The organism is Cryobacterium sp. TMT2-15-1 (assembly GCF_004402345.1).
GTDB classification, from domain to species: domain Bacteria; phylum Actinomycetota; class Actinomycetes; order Actinomycetales; family Microbacteriaceae; genus Cryobacterium; species Cryobacterium sandaracinum.
The window spans coordinates 1-17,474 of the sequence record NZ_SOGD01000034.1; the positions used below are offsets into that span (position 1 = coordinate 1).

At 69.1% G+C, this 17,474-nt stretch carries 15 protein-coding genes; 2 read left to right on the forward strand and 13 right to left on the reverse strand.

Annotated features, from left to right (window positions below):
• Positions 1-461 precede the first annotated feature (461 nt).
• On the reverse strand, positions 462-1,763 hold the full coding sequence (tyrS, locus tag E3O62_RS09310; protein WP_134394575.1) for a tyrosine--tRNA ligase: 1,302 nt from the start codon (positions 1,761-1,763) through the stop codon (positions 462-464).
• A 146-nt stretch (positions 1,764-1,909) separates the two neighbouring features.
• Here tyrS and E3O62_RS09315 point away from each other — a divergent pair, with 146 nt between their 5' ends.
• Positions 1,910-2,560, forward strand: coding sequence for a DNA-binding protein (locus E3O62_RS09315; protein WP_134394576.1), 651 nt, complete (start codon positions 1,910-1,912; stop codon positions 2,558-2,560).
• Positions 2,557-3,252 (forward strand): hypothetical protein, encoded by a 696-nt coding sequence (locus tag E3O62_RS09320; RefSeq protein WP_134398321.1) that lies wholly within the window; start codon positions 2,557-2,559, stop codon positions 3,250-3,252. Before E3O62_RS09315 ends, E3O62_RS09320 begins: the two co-directional genes overlap by 4 nt.
• 271 nt (positions 3,253-3,523) lie before the next feature.
• Here the strand turns inward: E3O62_RS09320 and E3O62_RS09325 are convergent, their stop codons facing one another.
• The 12 genes from E3O62_RS09325 to E3O62_RS09380 form a co-directional block, all read right to left on the reverse strand.
• Positions 3,524-4,135 carry a DNA-3-methyladenine glycosylase gene (locus E3O62_RS09325; RefSeq protein WP_134398322.1) on the reverse strand — a complete coding sequence of 204 codons (612 nt, stop codon included), beginning with the start codon at positions 4,133-4,135 and terminating at the stop codon, positions 3,524-3,526.
• Positions 4,132-5,574, reverse strand: a complete 1,443-nt coding sequence (argH, locus tag E3O62_RS09330; protein ID WP_134394579.1) for an argininosuccinate lyase — start codon at positions 5,572-5,574, stop codon at positions 4,132-4,134. The genes E3O62_RS09325 and argH overlap by 4 nt, the downstream gene beginning before the upstream one ends.
• Before the next feature lie 7 nt (positions 5,575-5,581).
• A complete protein-coding gene (locus E3O62_RS09335) occupies positions 5,582-6,781 on the reverse strand; it encodes an argininosuccinate synthase (RefSeq protein WP_134394580.1) in 1,200 nt (399 codons plus the stop codon).
• Positions 6,782-6,843: 62 nt separating this feature from the next.
• Positions 6,844-7,773: an ornithine carbamoyltransferase gene (gene argF / locus E3O62_RS09340; protein ID WP_134394581.1), complete on the reverse strand. Its 930-nt coding sequence runs from the start codon at positions 7,771-7,773 to the stop codon at positions 6,844-6,846.
• Positions 7,774-7,811: 38 nt separating this feature from the next.
• Positions 7,812-9,041, reverse strand: coding sequence for an acetylornithine transaminase (locus E3O62_RS09345; RefSeq protein ID WP_134398323.1), 1,230 nt, complete (start codon positions 9,039-9,041; stop codon positions 7,812-7,814).
• Complete coding sequence (argB, locus tag E3O62_RS09350; protein ID WP_370448907.1) at positions 9,038-9,883, reverse strand: acetylglutamate kinase; 846 nt, start codon at positions 9,881-9,883, stop codon at positions 9,038-9,040. Before argB ends, E3O62_RS09345 begins: the two co-directional genes overlap by 4 nt.
• 86 nt (positions 9,884-9,969) lie before the next feature.
• Complete coding sequence (argJ, locus tag E3O62_RS09355; RefSeq protein WP_134398325.1) at positions 9,970-11,142, reverse strand: bifunctional glutamate N-acetyltransferase/amino-acid acetyltransferase ArgJ; 1,173 nt, start codon at positions 11,140-11,142, stop codon at positions 9,970-9,972.
• Positions 11,139-12,182 (reverse strand): N-acetyl-gamma-glutamyl-phosphate reductase, encoded by a 1,044-nt coding sequence (gene argC, locus E3O62_RS09360; RefSeq protein ID WP_134394588.1) that lies wholly within the window; start codon positions 12,180-12,182, stop codon positions 11,139-11,141. The genes argJ and argC overlap by 4 nt, the downstream gene beginning before the upstream one ends.
• A 124-nt stretch (positions 12,183-12,306) precedes the next feature.
• Positions 12,307-14,841 (reverse strand): phenylalanine--tRNA ligase subunit beta, encoded by a 2,535-nt coding sequence (gene pheT, locus E3O62_RS09365; protein WP_134398326.1) that lies wholly within the window; start codon positions 14,839-14,841, stop codon positions 12,307-12,309.
• Positions 14,841-15,881, reverse strand: coding sequence for a phenylalanine--tRNA ligase subunit alpha (gene pheS, locus E3O62_RS09370; RefSeq protein WP_134398327.1), 1,041 nt, complete (start codon positions 15,879-15,881; stop codon positions 14,841-14,843). The genes pheT and pheS overlap by 1 nt, the downstream gene beginning before the upstream one ends.
• 20 nt (positions 15,882-15,901) lie before the next feature.
• Positions 15,902-16,825, reverse strand: coding sequence for an amino acid ABC transporter permease (locus tag E3O62_RS09375; RefSeq protein ID WP_134394593.1), 924 nt, complete (start codon positions 16,823-16,825; stop codon positions 15,902-15,904).
• Positions 16,822-17,469 carry an amino acid ABC transporter permease gene (locus tag E3O62_RS09380; protein WP_134394595.1) on the reverse strand — a complete coding sequence of 216 codons (648 nt, stop codon included), beginning with the start codon at positions 17,467-17,469 and terminating at the stop codon, positions 16,822-16,824. The genes E3O62_RS09375 and E3O62_RS09380 overlap by 4 nt, the downstream gene beginning before the upstream one ends.
• Positions 17,470-17,474 lie beyond the last annotated feature (5 nt).

Here is a 17,474-nt window from a genome sequence, read left to right on the forward strand (position 1 = left end):
CCGCTAGAAACGGATCCAAACCACGAGGTTTTTGGCATTTGACATTGTGCACGCTGTTGAGTTCTCAAGGATCGGACGCACTCGACTTCAAGCCCCATAACGGGCTGTCGCTTCGAGGCAACTTGTATAACTTAGCTGCCCGGCCACACCCTGTCAAATCACGGAAAGCAGCCGATTCCGAGTGCACCAAAGCGACTCGAACAACCACCCACCAGACCAGACACGCAGCCGGAGAGAGTTACCATCTTAGGCCTCCCCCACACTCACCTGAAACAGGAACAAGCATGAGACGAAGCTAAAACTGTGGTCCCACATGAGGCCGGGAAGCTCAGCGGCTTTCCGCACCTGTGGGGTACGTTTGAATACATTACGGCCGTCACACCGGGCCGTCAAAACCAGCAACCGCCCGGGCGTGTCACGCCCCAACGGGGCGGAACGACCGGGCGGTATCCGGCTCTGAATCAGACGACGAAAACGCCGGCCAGGGTCTTCTTCCCGCGGCGGAGCACGGCGACTCCCCCGGGAAGAACGGCCCCCTCGATGGTTTGGTCGTCGCTCAGCACCTTCACGTTGTTGAGGTAGACCCCACCCTGGCTGATGGCACGGCGGGCTTCGCTCAGACTCATGCTGAGTCCGGTGTCGACCAGCAGCTGCACCACGGGGGCGTGCGGGGCGGTGGTGGTGTTCGGGAGTTCCCGCAGGGCGGCTTCGAGGGTGGCTTCGTCGAGATCGGAGAGTTCACCCTGGCCGAAGAGGGCATGCGCGGCCTGGATGGCGGCATCCGTTGCGGCACGCCCGTGAACGAGGCTTGTCACCGACACGGCGAGCGTGCGCTGGGCGAGGCGTTTGAACGGTTCGGTCGCCACGGCACTCTCGAGCTCCTCGATGTCGGCCCGGGTGAGGAAGGTGAACACCTTCAGCCGGTTGATGACATCGGCATCGTCGGTGTTGAGCCAGAACTGGTAGAACGCGTACGGGCTGGTGAGGGTGGGGTCGAGCCAGACCGCGTTGCCCTCGCTCTTGCCGAATTTGGTGCCGTCACTGTTGGTGATCAACGGGGTGCCGATGGCGTGGGCGCCCTTCCCCTCCGCCTTGCGGATGAGGTCGATACCGCTGGTGAGGTTGCCCCACTGGTCGCTACCTCCGGTCTGCAGCACGCAGCCGGACGTGCGGAAGAGCTCGAGGAAGTCCATCCCCTGCAGTACCTGGTAACTGAACTCGGTGTAGCTGATGCCGGCGTCGGAATTCAGCCGGGCGCTCACGGCATCCTTCTTGAGCATGCTGCCGACCCGGAAGTACTTGCCGATGTCGCGCAGGAAGTCGATGGCGCTGAGCGGGGCGGTCCAGTCCAGGTTGTTCACCAGGGTGACGGCGTTGTCGCCCTCCGAGCTCAGAAAGCGCGAGACCTGGGCCTGGAGGTAGCCCACCCACTCGCCGACGACATCCCGAGAGTTCAGGGTGCGTTCGGCCGTGGGGCGCGGGTCACCGATCAGTCCGGTGGACCCGCCGACCAGGCCGAGGGGCTTATGCCCGGCCAGCTGCAGCCGGCGCATGAGCAGCAGCTGCACGAGGTTGCCGAGGTGCAGGCTCGGGGCGGTCGGGTCGAAGCCGCAGTAGAACGTGACCGGCGGGCCGGCGAGCAGCTCACGCAGTTCGGTGGTGTCGGTGGACACCTGCACCAGGCCTCGCCAGGAGATCTCCTCCCAGACGTCGTCGAAGGTCGGGTCGTTGGCTTGCAGGGTGAGGATGGCTGGATCTGACACGAGCCAAGGATATCAGCGCCCGACTCGCTGCCCGGGAATTCGGGACCACACCTTGATCGGAAGATATTAAGCCTATAGGGTGAATTAATGTAGATTCACCGTGGAGGCTTCATATCAGCCCGCCAATTCCGTCGGAGGACCCGCCCATGTTCGTCATCACAGCCGATCAGGTCGACAGCCGCAACGATCGCGATCGGGCCGGCGAGATGATCGCCGAGCTCGTGGCCGCGTACGGCCCGGCGTTCACGCTGCCGCCCGACCAGACCTCCGGCGATGAGATCCAGCTACTGCTGCCCGACGCCGGCTCGGCCCTTGCCGCCGTTCTCTCACTGCATCGCGCGGGCCATTGGAGCATCGGGCTCGGCATCGGCGAGGTGCGCACCCCTCTTCCAGAAACAACCCGGCAGGCCTCCGGCGGTGCGTTCGTCGCGGCGCGGGCGGCCGTGACGCGGGCAAAGAAGGCCGAGGCCAGGTTCAGTCTCGAGGTTGATCCGGCCGCTGGCCGTACTGCTGGCCGTACTGCTCCGCTGCTCGACGCCGACGGGGTGGAAGCGCTCATCACCAATCTGCTGCTCCTTCGCCAGCGTCGCTCGCAGGAGGGTTGGGCGGCCATCGACCTGCTGGCGAGCGGGATGTCCCAGGTCGAGATCGCCGCCGAGCTCGGCGTTTCCCCCGCCGCCGTCAGCCAGCGCATCCGAGTCGCCCTCTGGAGGGTCGACCAGTCCGCCCAGCCCGCACTCGTTAGGCTGCTGGAGAACCTCGAGCACGCCACGACCGAAACGGACCCTGCCGCATGATCTCCTCGTCCTTCCCGATCGTTGCCTACCTCTACTGGTTGTCCCTTCTGGTCGTCACCACCGGATCGCTGGTCTTCGCCATTCTCGCGTTCCGGCGCCAGAAGCCGCAGTTCGCCGCAATCTCCGGCGGCGCCCTCGCTGCGGCCCTGATGATCGCCGCCCTCCCCTCGCCCGGAGGCGCGACCGTGTCGGGCGTGCTCCTCGGCATGGTGGCCCTCGGTCTCGCCGTGGTCGGCGGCGGCCCGGCGGCGCTGCTTACGCTGAGGCTGGCCACGAACAACTCCGTGCCCCAGGGCCAGCATGGCGGGATCCTGGTCGAGAACGGCGGTGCGCCCGTGACGCCGGAGCCGGGCCGCGCGTCCGGGGTTGATGCCGGCGCGCCGGATGCACCGGCTGCACCGGCTGCCACGGGTGCACCCGATGCAGAGGGGACGGCCGGAACGCACGGCGCTTTCGTGCACGAGGTGCTGCGCGGTGGATTGATGATCGGAATCCTGGAGCGCCTCGCCGTGGCCGGAGCGATCCTGGCGGGCTTCCCGGAAGCCATCGCGGTCGTCGTGGCGATCAAGGGCGTCGGTCGGTTCACCGAGCTGGCCACGGCCGAGGCCCGGGAGCGGTTCATCATCGGCACGCTGGCGAGCCTGATCTGGGCGTGCGCGTGCGCCGCCCTGGTGCAGATCGCCCTGACGTAGGCGCCGGTCGGCGGTCGGCGGTCGGCGGTCGGCGGTCGGCGGTCGGCGGTCGGCGGTCGGCGGTCGAGCTTGACGGGCCCCGGAGACCCGAACCTCCCGCGCGACCCGGGACATCCCTGCCGATCGCGCTGACGTCACCTCGGAGTTTTTCGCGCCACGCCGGTCGGCACGCCACCGAAGCCCGCGTTTCCCGAAAATCTCCGTGATTGCGTGACGCCGGATGCCGCAGCGCGGGCCCCGGTGACGGCCCGCGCCTGTCGACGGCGCGGGGCTAGCGAGAGTCGGGCTCAGCGCCCAGCTTCGGATGCCGCCGGTACGGCGACACCGACGCGTCGCCCGGGATCCAGAATCGCCACGGATACTCCGCTCCCCCGCCGGCTCCGCCCACCCCGGTGCGGGGTCCGCTGCGGAAAGCGACCGGTTGGGGAGGCAGGGTCAGCGTGAACGGTGCCTCACCGAGGTTCGCACCGTCGTCTCCCAGCCCGATGCCGAGCGCCAGCGTGAGCCGGGCCGGGCCGCGCGCCAGGTCGCGGTCGCTGCGTGAGGTGGGGCGGCGCATCCGTGCCTCGGCGACACCGTCGACGATCTCGCCGGCGCGCAGCAGCACGGCGGACGCCTCGCCGCCCGGCGAGCAGACGATGTTCGCACAGACGTGCATGCCGTAGCTGAAGTACGCGTAGAGGTGGCCGCTCGGGCCGAACATCGACGCGTTCCGCCGGGTCTGGCCACGGAAGGCGTGCGAGCCGGGGTCGAGCCCCGGCCCGAGGTAGGCCTCCACCTCGGTGATGCGCAGGCGCACCCCGGCGCGGCCGAGCAGCGCGCCCAACAACCGTGGCCCGACCTCAACCGCCGGTCGCGCCAGGATGCCGTCGGCGAGTGTCACCTGCCGAGCGCAGCTGCCAGCGCGCGCACCCGGGTGACGAGCGCCGCGCGCTGCTCGGCCACGCGCACCGGGGCGGTCCCGCCCTGGCCGTCGCGGCGGGACACCGAACCGGTGATGGTGAGTACCTCGCGCACGTCCGGCGTGAGGTGCGGCGACAGCGCGAGCAGCGCGACGTCGTCCACCTCGTGCAGGTCGAGCCCGTTCCGCTCCGCGAACTTCACCAGCGAACCCGTGATTTCGTGCGCGTCCCGGAACGTGACCTGCTGCTTGACGAGCCACTCGGCGACGTCGGTGGCCAGGGAGAATCCCTGGGGGGCGAGCTCGGCCATCCGTTCGGTGTGGAAGGTCAGGGTCGCGATCATTCCGCTGAAGGCCGGCAGGAGCACCTCGAGCGTCTCGATCGAGTCGAAGACGGGCTCCTTGTCTTCCTGCAGGTCGCGGTTGTAGGCGAGCGGCAACCCCTTGAGAGTGGTCAGCAGACCGGTCAGGTTGCCGATCAGGCGCCCCGACTTGCCGCGGGCCAGCTCGGCGATGTCCGGGTTCTTCTTCTGCGGCATGATCGACGAGCCGGTGGAGTAGGAGTCGTCGAGGGTGACGAAACCGAACTCGCGGGTATTCCAGAGGATGATCTCCTCGGCCAGACGGGACAGGTCGATACCGATCTGGGCGGTGATGTACGCGAACTCGGCGACCAGGTCGCGGCTCGCGGTGCCGTCGATCGAGTTCTCGACCACGGCGCTGAAGCCGAGGTCGGCCGCCACCAGGTTGGCGTCGAGGCCGAGCGTGTTGCCGGCCAGGGCACCCGACCCATAGGGCGAGAAGTCGGCGCGCGTGTTCCAGTCGGTGAACCGCTCGAGGTCGCGCACGAGCGGCCAGCAGTGCGCGAACAGGTGATGGGCAAGCAGCACCGGTTGGGCGTGCTGCAGGTGCGTGCGGCCCGGCATGATGGCGTCGGCGTTCGCCTCGGCCTGCGACGCCAGGGCGTCGATCAGGTCGATCACGTGGGCGGAGATCCCCTGCGCCTTGTCGCGGAGCAGCATCCGCACCAGGGTGGCGACCTGGTCGTTGCGGCTGCGGCCGGCGCGCAGCTTGCCGCCGAGTTCGACGCCGACGATGTCGATCAGGCCTCGTTCCAGGGCCGAATGCACATCCTCGTCGGATTCTTCCGGCAGGAAGCCCTCGTCGAGCACGGCCTGCATCAGGGTGTCGAGGCCGGCGATCATGGCGACAAGTTCCGGTTCCGTCAGGTAACCGGCCGCGGCCAGGGCCCGCGCGTGGGCCTGGGAGCCGCGGATGTCGTAGGGAGCCAGCGGCCAGTCGAACTGGGTCGACTTGCTCAGCTTCGCCAGTTCCGGTGACGGTCCCCCGGCGAAGCGGCCGCCCCAGAGGGCGCCCGCCTTGCCCGCGCGGTTCTCGGTCGTGTCTTTGTCGCCAGCCACGTCGGCCCTACTTGCCGGCGAGGTCGCGGCGAGCCGAGATCTTGCTCGGCAGCGACCACAGCTCGATAAAACCCTTGGCCATGGACTGGTCGAAAGTGTCCCCGGTGTCGTAGGTGGCGAGGTTGAAGTCGTAGAGGCTCTTCGACGACTTCCGCCCGGTGACGACGGCGGAGCCGGCGTGCATCTTCAAACGGATGTCGCCGGTCACGTGCTTCTGCGTCTCATCGATGAACACGTCGAGGGCCCGCTTGAGGCCGGAGAACCAGAGGCCGTCGTAGACGAGTTCCGCCCACTTCGATTCGACCGAGCGCTTGTAGCGGGCCAGGTCGCGTTCGACGGTCATGTTCTCGAGCTCTTCGTGCGCGGCGATCAGGGCGATGCCGGCGGGGGCCTCGTAGACCTCGCGGCTCTTGATGCCGACGAGGCGGTCCTCGACGATGTCGATGCGTCCGACGCCCTGGTTGCCGGCGAGGAGGTTCATCATTTCGATGGCCCGCAGCGGCGTGACGGCGACGCCGTCGATCGCGACGGGAACACCCTGGTCGAAGCTGATGACGACCTCGGTGGGCTCGCGAGTCACGGCCGGGTCCTGCGTGTAGGTGTAGAGGTCTTCGATCGGGGCGTTCCACGGGTCTTCGAGGAAGCCGGTCTCGACCGCACGGCCGTAGACGTTCTGGTCGATCGAGTAGGGGCTCTTCTTCGACTGTGCGATGGGCAGGTTGTGCAGCGCCGCGTATTCGATGGCTTTGTCCCGGGTGAGGGCGAAGTCGCGCACCGGGGCGAGCGAGGTGAGCTCGGGCGCGAGGGCGGCGACGGCGGCCTCGAAGCGCACCTGGTCGTTGCCCTTGCCGGTGCAGCCGTGCGCGACGCTGTTCGCGCCGAGCTCCTTGGCCGTGGAGGCGAGGTACTTGGCGATCAGCGGGCGGCTGAGCGCGGAGACCAGCGGATAACGCTTCTGGTAGAGCGCGTTGGCCTTGAGGGCCGGCACGACGTAATCGCTGGCGAACTCGTCCTTCGCGTCGACGACGATGGACTCGACGGCACCGCAGTCCAGGGCGCGCTGGCGGATGACGTCCATATCCTCGCCGCTCTGTCCCACGTCGATGGCGAGGGCCACGACCTCTTTGCCGGTCGCATCCTTCAACCAGCCGATGCCAACCGAGGTATCGAGTCCGCCCGAATATGCCAGCACAACGCGTTCAGCCATGGTTCTCCCTAAGAATTCGATCTGTTCAAGTTTACGGTCACGCTCTGACGCCCGCCGGGGCGTTAGGCGCTGTTGTGGGTGAGCAGCCAGACGAGCAGCGCCTTCTGGGCATGCAGGCGATTTTCTGCCTCGTCCCAGATGATGCTCTGCTCGCCGTCGATGACGTCGGCGGTCACCTCGTAACCTCGGTCAGCCGGCAGACAGTGCAGGAAGTGCGCGTCGGGCTTCGCGAGCGCCATCAGGGCGGTGTCCACACGGTAGCGACTGAGGTCACCCAGGCGGGTGGCCTTCTCCTCTTCCTTGCCCATCGACACCCAGGTGTCGGTGACGACCACGTCGACGCCTGTGACGGCCGCGCCCGGGTCGGTGAAGAGCTCCACGGAGCCGCCGGTGCGCAGGGCGATCGCCGCGGCGTCCGCAACGACCGCATCGGTGGGCGCGTACCCGACCGGGGAGGCGATGCGCACGTGCATGCCCGCGGTCGCGCCGGCGAGCAGGTAGGACTGGCCCATATTGCAGGCGCCGTCGCCGAGGAACGCGAGGGTCTGACCGGCCAGGTCGCCGCGGTGCTCACGGATGGTGAGCAGGTCGGCGAGCAATTGGCAGGGGTGGAAGTCATCGGACAGCGCATTGACGACGGGCACCGTGGTGCCGAGGGCCATCTCCTCGAGTCCGGCCTGGCCGTAGGTGCGCCAGACGATCGCGGCCACCTGGCGCTCGAGCACGCGGGCCGTGTCGGAGGCGGTTTCCTTGCCACCGAGCTGGCTGTTCGCCGTGCTGATGATCAGCGGGCTGCCGCCGAGGTCGGCGATCCCCACGGCGAAGGAGACCCGGGTGCGGGTCGATGACTTGTCGAAGATGACAGCCACGGTCTGCGGGCCGGCCAGAGGCTTGACCGCGAATCGGTCACGCTTGAGTTCCAGGGCAAGGTCGAGGATCTCGGCCTGTTCGGCCGGTGAGATGTCGTCGTCGCGCAGGAAATGGCGGGTCACGGTGTCACTTTCGCTTCTGGGGAATAGATCGTTCAACTCTAGAGGCTGGTCAGAGCGAGCCCGAATCGGCGCTCGAAGTCGGCCAGTTCATCGTCGCCGACGATGAGGGGCGGGGCCAGACGGATGGTGGACTCGTTTGCGGCGTTCACGATCAAGCCGTTGCTCTGGGCCGCGGCCGCCAGGCGGGTGGCGACCGGTTCGGTCAGCCCGACACCGAGCAGGAGCCCGCGGCCGCGCACCTCGCCGATGAGGGGGGAACCGAAACCGGCGAGGATCTCCCGCAGCTGCTCGCCGCGCCGCGCGGCGTTGGCGACCAGGCCGTCGGCGTCGATGGCGCCGAGCACGGCGTTGGCGGCGGCCGTGACGAGCGGGTTGCCGGCATAGGTCGAGCCGTGCTGGCCGCGCTGGAACAGCTCCGACGCCGCCCCGAAGGTGATGAGGGCGCCGATGGGCAGGCCGCCGCCGATCCCCTTCGCCAGCGTGAGCGCATCCGGCTGGATTCCGTCGTACTGGTAGGCGAACCACTCGCCGGTGCGGCCGGCGCCGGTCTGCACCTCGTCGAGGATGAGCAGCACGCCGTTTCGGGTGCACAGTTCGCGGGCGCGGCGCAGGAACCCAGCGGGCAGGTCGACCACCCCGGCCTCGCCCTGCACGGGCTCGAGGAAGAGGGCGGCGACGGTCTCGTCGATCGCGGCGTCCAGCCCCTCGAGCGTGGCGTGGATGTGCTCGACCCCCTCGGGGACCGGCAGGAACGGCTCGCGCATGGCCGGCTTGCCGGAGAGGGCGAGAGCCCCCATCGTGCGGCCGTGGAACGAGTCGTGCAGGGAGAGGATGCGGGTCCGGCTGCCACCGTCGGTGTTCAGTCGGGCCAGCTTGAATGCGGCCTCGTTGGCCTCGGCGCCGGAATTGCAGAAGTAGACCCGGCCGGCCTGTCCCGCACCGGTGAGGCGCTTGAGCCGTTCGGCCAGTTCCAGCTGCGGTGGCGACGCGAAGTAGTTCGACACGTGGGCAAGCCGGCCGACCTGGTCGGTGACCGCGGCGACGAGAGCCGGATGCGCGTGGCCGAGCGAGTTCACGGCGATTCCGGCGAGGAAGTCGAGGTACTTAGTTCCCTCGTCGTCCCAGACGTAGCACCCCTTCCCGCGCACGAGCATCGCCAGCGGCGGTGCGATCGTGTGCATCATGGCGGCACTGAAACGCTCGCGCCAGTCGGGGGTGCCGGAGTCGGCCATCTGTGCAGTGCTCGATTCTGGGTGCGTGTCGCTCATGCCGGGACCACTTCGGTTCCAATCCCGCTGCCGGTGAAGACCTCGAGCAGGATCGAGTGTGGTACCCGGCCGTCGATGATGGCCGCCTTCGCGACGCCACCCTCGACCGCGTCGAGGCAGGCCGTCATCTTGGGGATCATTCCCGACTCGAGGCCCGGCAGCAGGGAGCGAAGCGAGTCCACGTCGATGACCGACACCAGCGAGTCGCGGTTGGGCCAGTCGCTGTACAGCCCCGCAACATCGGTCAGGATGACCAGTTTGGCGGCGCCGAGCGCGACCGCGAGGGCGGCGGCGGCGGCGTCGGCGTTGATGTTCAGGGACTGGCCCGGGACATCCGTGTCGGGTGCGATCGAGGAGACGACCGGTATGCGGCCGGCGGCGAGCTGGGCGAGCACGGCCTCGGGGTCGACGCCGATCACGTCGCCGACGAGGCCGAGGTCGACCTCGTCGCCGTCGATGACGGTGCCGCGGCGACGGCCCTGAAACAGCCCGGCGTCCTCGCCGGACAGCCCGGCGGAGAGCGGGCCGTGCTGGTTGATGCGGCTGACGAGCTCACGGTTGATCTGGCCGGTGAGCACCATCCGCACGACGTCCATCGCCTCGGGCGTGGTCACCCGGTAGCCGCCGCGGAACTCGCTCTCGATGCCGAGGCGGTCGAGCATCGCGGAGATCTGCGGGCCGCCGCCGTGCACGACGACGGGGCGGATGCCGGCATAACGCAGGTACACCATGTCTTCGGCGAACGCACGCTTCAGCGCCTCGCTGACCATGGCGTTGCCGCCGAACTTGACCACGATGATCTGGTCGTGGAACCGCTTGAGCCAGGGCAGCGACTCAATCAGCGTGGCGGCCTTGACGGCTGCCGCCGCCCGGCTGTTCCTCGCGTCGCCGGGGGTCGTCTCGTCGCCGGGGGTTTCGTGGACCGGGTTCAACTCGAGTACGCGCTGTTCTCTTCGACGTAGGCGTGGGTGAGGTCGTTGGTCCAGATGGTGGCCGTCTCGTCGCCCTCGTGCAGGTCGATCAGTACGGAGACCGAGCGGGGGGTCAGGTCGACGAGCTCGCGCGGCTGATCGGGTTCCCCCGCGGTGCAGACCTGCACGCCGTTGATGGCGACGTCGATGCCGTAGGGGTCGAAGGCGGCATCCGTCGTACCGACCGCCGCGAGCACGCGGCCCCAATTCGGGTCGTTGCCGAAGATCGCGGTCTTGAACAAGTTGCTGCGGGAGACCGCGCGGGCGACCATGACGGCGTCGGCCTCGGTGCCGGCGTGCCGCACCGTGATGGCGACGTCGTGGGCGGACCCTTCGGCGTCGGCCTGCAGCTGCAGGGTGAGGTCCTGGCAGATGGCGATGAGGGCATCCGTGAATTCGGCCAGGTCGGCGGTGACCCCGCTCGCCCCGGAGCCGAGGAGGGTGACAGTGTCGTTGGTGGACATGCAGCCGTCGGAGTCGAGGCGGTCGAACGTGACCCGGGTGGCCTGACGGAGGGCCACGTCCAGCTGCTCGGAGTCGAGCACGGCGTCGGTGGTCAGCACCACGAGCATGGTGGCCAGGCCAGGCGCGAGCATGCCGGCGCCCTTGGCCATGCCGCCGATGGTCCAGCCGGTGTCGGAAACGAGCACGGTCTGCTTGGGTGTGGTGTCGGTGGTCATGATCGCCTGAGCCGCGGCCAGGCCGGCGGCGTCGGAGGTGGCCTTCTCACCCTGCAGCGCGAGGGTCGCGTCCCACACGCCGGCGGTGATCGTGCCGAGGTCGAGCTGTTCGCCGATCAGGCCTGTGGAACAGACCAACACCTCGCCGGCGGAGATCTCCAAGCGGTCGGCGACGGCCTCGGCGGTGGCGTGCGTGGTCTGGAAGCCGATGCTGCCGGTGTAGCAGTTCGCGCCGCCCGAGTTGAGCACGACGGCCTTGACCCGGCCGCCCTTCATGACCTGCTCGCTCCAGAGCACCGGGTTCGCCTTGCACCGGTTACTGGTGAAAACGCTGGCCGCGCTGGTGAGCGGGCCGAGGTTCTGCACGACGGCGAGGTCGAGCCCGCCGGACTGTTTCAGGCCGGCCGTGACGCCGGCAGCGGCAAACCCGGCGGGGGCGGTGACACTCATGGGGCAACTCCATTCGTGCTCAGGCCCGTGGTTTCGGGCAGTCCCAGCGCCAGGTTGGCGGACTGGATGGCGGCACCGGCGGTGCCCTTGGTGAGATTGTCGACGGCGGTGATCGTCACGACGCGGCCCACGGCCTCGTCGACGGCGAGGCCGATCAGCGCGGTGTTGGCGCCGAGCACATCGCTCGTGCGCGGGAATCGGCCCTCCGGCAGCACATGCACGAACGGTTCGTCGGCGTAGGTCGCTTCCCAGGCGGCGCGCACCGCGGCGCCGGATGTACCGGGCACGAGACGGGCCGTCGCGGTGCAGAGGATGCCCCGCGACATCGGCACGATCACCGGGGTGAATGAGATGGTCGGGTTCGAGGCCCCGGCCCAGCGCAGGCTCTGCTGGATTTCGGGGATATGGCGGTGCACGCCGCCGACCGCGTAGGGGTTCGCGGAGCCGAGGATCTCGCTTGCGAGGTTCGGCAGCGTCAGGCTCTTGCCGGCGCCGGAGGGTCCGACCGCGAGCACTGCGGCCAAGTCTTCGGGCTCGATCACCCCGGCACGGATGCCCGGCGCCAGCGCCAACGCCACCGTGCTCGCGTTGCAGCCGGGGGCGGCGACGCGCCGGGAGCCGGCCAACCGGGAGCGCTGCGTGCCGCCGGCCACCGGGAGCTCGGGCACGCCGTAGGTCCAGGCGCCGAAGTAGTCGCCCCCGTAGAACGCCGCCCAGTCGCTCTCACTTTCGAGCCGGTGGTCGGCACCGCAGTCCACGACTAGCGTGTCGGCGGAAAGGTGCGCGGTGAGGGCACCGGATGCCCCATGGGGCAGGGCGAGGAACACCACATCGTGCCCGGCGAGGGTTTCGGGCGTCGTGTCGACCAGGGTGAGGTGCGCGAGCGAGCGCAGGTGCGGCTGGGCGTCGATCAGACGCCGCCCGGCAGTGCTGTGCGCCGTGACCGTGCGCACCTCGAAGTCGGGGTGCCCGGCGAGCAGACGCAACAATTCACCGCCCGCGTAGCCACTCGCACCTGCCACCGCCACCGAAAAAGACATGTTCCCAACTTAGCGCGCCGTCCCGCGCGCCGAGAATCGCCGTTCGCGCAGATAATCGCCGCCCGGGCGGTGACTCTCGGCAGAACGGGCGACACTCGGCGCGCGGAGCGGGCGCCAGCCCGCGCTACTCGCGGAGAGTGGCCCCGAAGCGGGCGGCGGCCACCGCGACGCCGGCGAGCTTGGCGTCGCTGGCCTCCTTGGCGGTGAGGGTGCGCTCCGGCGCCCGGAACCGCAGCGCGAACGTCAGTGACTTGCGCCCGGACGGCACGCCCGTGCCGCGGTAGTCGTCGACGAGTTCGGCGTGGTCGAGCAGCGGCCCGCAGCCCTCGAGCACCGTGCGGAGCACGTCAGCGGCCGGCACGCCGGCGTCGACCACGAGGGACAGGTCCTGTGTGGCGGCCGGCATCGTGGCGATCGGGGTGGCGCGCAGCTCGGCGCCGGCCTCAGCGAACACGGCGGTCAGGTCGATCTCGGCAACCGCGACGACCGCGGGCAGGTCCGCGTCGCGGGCGATGCTGGGCAGCAGTTCGCCGGCGTAGCCGACCGAGGTCATGCCGGCATCCGTCGTCACGAACAGCTCGGCGGTGCGGCCGGGGTGCATCGCCTGGTGCGAACCCTGGCGAACCATGATCGGAACGCCGGCGGCCAGCGCGACCTGCTGCACCGCGGCGAGGGCGTGCTGCCACCCTGCGGCCACGGCGGGCTGCCCCGGCTGGTGCCGCACGACGGAGCCGGTCAGCACCACCGCCACCGACAGGGGCTGCGGGGGGATGCCCGCGTTGAGCTCGGCCTCCAACTGCACGCTCGGGCGCACCGCGCCGGGCGGCACGACGGAGCCGCCGTAACGGATGTCCACCACCGGCCGGAACACCAGGCCCAGTTCGAAGACGGCCAGGTCGGTGAGGCCGCGCGAGCGGTTGCGGTGTGCGATCTGCAGCAGCCCGGGCAGGATCGACGTGCGCAGGAACGGCGCCTCTCCGTCGAGGGGGTTGGCGACCCGGATCTGCGGCACATTCGGGCCGACGGGCCGCCCGAACGAGTTGTTCGACTTCTCCGCCACGAACGGGTACGCGAGCACCTCGGTGTGGCCGGTGGCGGCGAGGGTCTGCGCCACCTGGCGGCGCAGGGTCTGTGCGTGGGTGAGGCCGCGCCCGGGCGGGGCGATGGGCAGCACCGAGGGGATCCGGTCGTAGCCGACGATGCGGGCGACCTCCTCGGCCAGGGTCCACTTGTCGGTCAGGTCGGGGCGCCAGCTCGGGGCGGTGACGTTCAGCCCGGTCTCGGTCTCCTCGAGCGAGGCGCCGATCTCGGCCAGCGAGGTGCGCACCTCGTCCCGGGTGTAATCGAGTCCGATCAGGCCGGAGATGAAGCCGGTCGGCAGGAAGATCGGCTCGGCATCAGGCGTGGCGTCGTGCAGGGAGCCGAGGCCGTCGGCCTCTCCCCCGGCGAGCTCGACCAGCAGCTGAACGACGCGGGTGGCGGCGACCGCGGCCACGGCCGGGTCCACCCCGCGCTCGAACCTGCGGGATGCCTCGCTGGGAAGCTTGTGCCGGCGGGCCGTGCGAGCGATCGATACCGGGTCGAAGTTCGCGGCCTCGATCAGCACATTCGTGGTGGCGGAGCCGATCTCGGTGCTCTGACCGCCCATCACGCCGGCCAGACCGATCGGCCCGGACTCGTCGGTGATCAGCAAGTCTTCGGCGTTCAGGGTGCGGGTGACGTCGTCGAGGGTGGCGAGCTTCTCGCCCGGCTGCGCGCGGCGCACGGTGATGCCGCCGGTCAGCTTGTCCAGGTCGTAGCCGTGGATCGGCTGGCCGAGCTCGATCATCACGTAGTTCGTGACGTCGACGATCAACGAAATCGAACGGATGCCGGCCAGCTTCAGCCGGGCGATCAACCAGGCCGGAGACGGCCGGGTGGGGTCCACGCCGCGCACCGCGCGGGTGACGAACACGCTCGCGCCGACGCGACCGCGGACCGGGGCCTGATCGGCGATGGTGACCGGGAAGGCGACCGTGGACGCGTCCGCGGTGACGGAGAGCGCCGGGTCACGGAAGGCAGCACCGGTGGCGTGCGCGTACTCGCGGGCGACGCCACGGATCGAGAAGGCGTAGCCCCGGTCGGGCGTGACGTTGATCTCGACGGCGGTGTCGTCCAGGCCGAGGAGGGCGATCGCATCCGTGCCGATCGCGGGGTCGAGCCCGAGGCTGCCGAGCACCAGGATGCCGTCGTGCTCGTCGCCGAGGCCGAGCTCGCGGGCCGAGGCGATCATGCCGTCGGACACGTGGCCGTAGGTCGTGCGCGGCGCGATCGGGAACGGGCCGGGCAGCACGGCGCCGGGCAGGGTCACGACGACCTTGTCACCGACGACGAAGTTGTGGGCGCCGCAGACGATGCCGTGCACGGCCGGGCCGCCATCGGCCGCGAGTTCATCCCCCGGTGCCACGCGCACCTGGCACCAGTTGATGGTCTTGCCATTGGTCTGCTCTTCGCCGACGAACTCGAGCACCTGGCCGACCACGATCGGACCGGTCAGCTCGAAGCGGTGGATCTCCTCCTCTTCGAGTCCCACGCTCACCAGGGCCGCGTGCACGTCTTCGGGCGTGGCGCCCGGGGCCAGGTCGACGAACTCGCCCAGCCAGCTCAGTGGAACGCGCATCAGACGGTCATCCCGTACTGCTGGCTGAACCGGACGTCGCCTTCGACCATGTCGTGCATATCCTTCACATCGTTTCGGAACATCAGGGCCCGTTCGACGCCGACGCCGAACGCGAATCCGGAGTAGACCTCCGGGTCGATCCCGGCGGAACGCAACACATTGGCGTTGACCATGCCGCAGCCGCCCCACTCGATCCAGCGGGGGCCGTCCTTGAAGGTCGGGTGCCACAGGTCGAGTTCGGCGCTCGGCTCGGTGAACGGGAAGTAGTTGGGGCGCAGGCGCACCTTCGCCTCGGGGCCGAACATGGCCTGCACGAAGTGGTTGAGGGTGCCGCGCAGGTGCGCCATGGTCAGACCCTTGTCGACGGCGATGCCCTCGATCTGGTGGAACACGGGCGTGTGCGTGGCGTCAAGCTCGTCGGTGCGGAACACCCGGCCGGGCGCGACGACGTAGACGGGCAGTTCGCGCGACAACAGGGCACGCAGCTGCACCGGAGAGGTGTGGGTGCGCAGCACCAGGTGCGCCTCGGGCGGGTCGATGAAGAAGGTGTCCTGCATGGCGCGGGCCGGGTGGTCCTCGTCGAAATTGAGGGCGTCGAAGTTGAACCACTCGCTCTCGAGCTCGGGGCCCTCGGCGACCTCCCAGCCCATGCCGACGAAGACATCCGCGACGCGCTCCTGCAACAGGGTGAGCGGATGCCGCGCGCCGGGCCTCCAGGTGGAGGCCGCCGCGGTCACGTCGACCGTTTCGGCCGCAAGCTGAGCGGTTGCCTCAGCCTTGGTGATCGCGGCCTCGCGGGCGGCGAACGCCTGGGCGACGGCACCGCGGGCCTGGCCGAGGAGCTTGCCGGCGGTGGCCTTCTGGTTGCCCGGCACGCTGCGCATCAGCGCGTTGAGCCGGGCCAGCGGGGAGGCCTCGCCGGTGTGCGCGGTGCGCACGGTTTTCAGGGCCGCGGAGTCGTTCGCGGCGTCAATGGCGGCGAGTGCGGCGTCGACGGCCGCGCTCACGACTGGTTCGGAGATCTCAGTGGGGTCAGACACAAGGCACAAGTTTAGTGCCGCTAGAGCCCCCGGGCGCCCATCTGGTTGCCGAGCGCAGCGGGGTAGACCACCTCGGGATCGAGGGGCTTCTCAGGTGGCGCCTTCGTGTCCGTGGTGACGCCGCCGGACTTGGAGCCGGTGCGGCGGGCGATGACGCGGGCCAGCCAGGAGAGCAGCAGGTTCATCGTCAGGTAGATCGCGAGCACGACGAGGAAGAAGGAGAAGGAGTACCGGCTGCCGAAGAAGTTCGTCAGGTTGTACAGCCCGCTGCGGAGGAGCTCCTCGTAGCCGACCACGAACGCCAGGGACGTGTCCTTGAGGAGCACGACGAGTTGCGCGATGATGATCGGCAGCATCTGCCGGAACGCCTGCGGGAACTCGATCCGGAACCGGGTCGCCACGGGGGTGAGCCCGATGGCCAGCCCGGCCTCGCGCTGGCCGCGAGGCAGGCTTTTGATACCGGCCCGCAGCGCCTCGCCGATGATCGCGCCGTTATAGACGGAGAGGGCGGCGACACCGGCCCAGAAGGAGCCGGTGGAGAAGACGAGGAGGATGAAGAGCATCATCAGCAGCACGGGCATGCCGCGCACGAATTCGAGCAGGACCGTGGTCGGGATCCGAATCCATTTAGTGTCGGAGACGCGCCCGAAAGAGAACAGCACACCGAGCACCAGGGCGAATGCGGCGGCGACGCCGGCCATTCGGAGAGTGTTCAGCGCTCCGCGGCCGAGCGTGCGCCAGACCTCGCGGTCGGCGAAGACGTCCCACCGGGAGACGTCCCAAAGGCCCGGCTGAACGGCGCCGTTGGCGCTGGTTTTGGGCGCACCCAGCGCCAGGATCAGCCAGACCAGGCCGGCGGCGATGACGAGGCCGGCCACCACGGAGAACAGCCGGGAACGGAAGATGGCCTTGGGGCCCGGAGCGTCGTAGAGCACGGAAGTCATCGGAGAACCGCCACCTTCTTCTCGACCCGCCCGGCGATCAGGCCGAGCGAGATGGTGACCAGGAGGTAGAAGACTGCCACGGCGAGCAAGATCGCGAGCACCTCATCGCCGCGATCGTTGGTGATCTTACGGGCGGCGCCGAAAAGTTCGAAGACGAAGAAGGCGCCGGCGACCGAGGTGTTCTTCGTCAGGGCGATGAACACATTGATGAGCGGCGGGATGACCATGCGCACCGCCTGGGGCATGACGACGAACGAGAGGGTCTGCGTGAAGGTCAGACCCACGCTGCGGGCGGCCTCGGCCTGACCCACGTGCACACCGTTGACGCCCGAGCGCAGGGCTTCGGCGACGAACGGCGAGGTGTAGACGGTCAGTCCGATCGTGGCGAGCACGAAGTAGCCTGGGCTGAACTGGAGGTAGGGCAGGATGTAGGCGCAGAAGAACAGCACCAGCGTGAGCGGGGTGTTGCGCACAATCTCGGTGTAGACGGTGGCGAATCCGCGCAGGGATGCGACGGGCGAGATGCGCATGGCAGCGATGATGATGCCGAGCACGAGCGCTCCCGTGCCGGCCAGAAGCAGAAGGCCCAACGTATTCCTGAAGCCCTCCAGAAACAGGGGCAGGTTTTCGATGACTGCGTCCACAACTC

Coding starts and splice junctions, on each gene's coding strand:
- pheT (WP_134398326.1), bottom strand. CDS start 14,841: ATGCGCGTTCCACTGAGCTGGCTGGGCGAGTTCGTCGACCTGGCCCCG.
- E3O62_RS09375 (WP_134394593.1), bottom strand. CDS start 16,825: ATGACTTCCGTGCTCTACGACGCTCCGGGCCCCAAGGCCATCTTCCGT.
- E3O62_RS09335 (WP_134394580.1), bottom strand. CDS start 6,781: ATGGCTGAACGCGTTGTGCTGGCATATTCGGGCGGACTCGATACCTCG.
- argJ (WP_134398325.1), bottom strand. CDS start 11,142: ATGAGTGTCACCGCCCCCGCCGGGTTTGCCGCTGCCGGCGTCACGGCC.
- E3O62_RS09320 (WP_134398321.1), top strand. CDS start 2,557: ATGATCTCCTCGTCCTTCCCGATCGTTGCCTACCTCTACTGGTTGTCC.
- E3O62_RS09345 (WP_134398323.1), bottom strand. CDS start 9,041: ATGAGCGACACGCACCCAGAATCGAGCACTGCACAGATGGCCGACTCC.
- E3O62_RS09315 (WP_134394576.1), top strand. CDS start 1,910: ATGTTCGTCATCACAGCCGATCAGGTCGACAGCCGCAACGATCGCGAT.
- argC (WP_134394588.1), bottom strand. CDS start 12,182: ATGTCTTTTTCGGTGGCGGTGGCAGGTGCGAGTGGCTACGCGGGCGGT.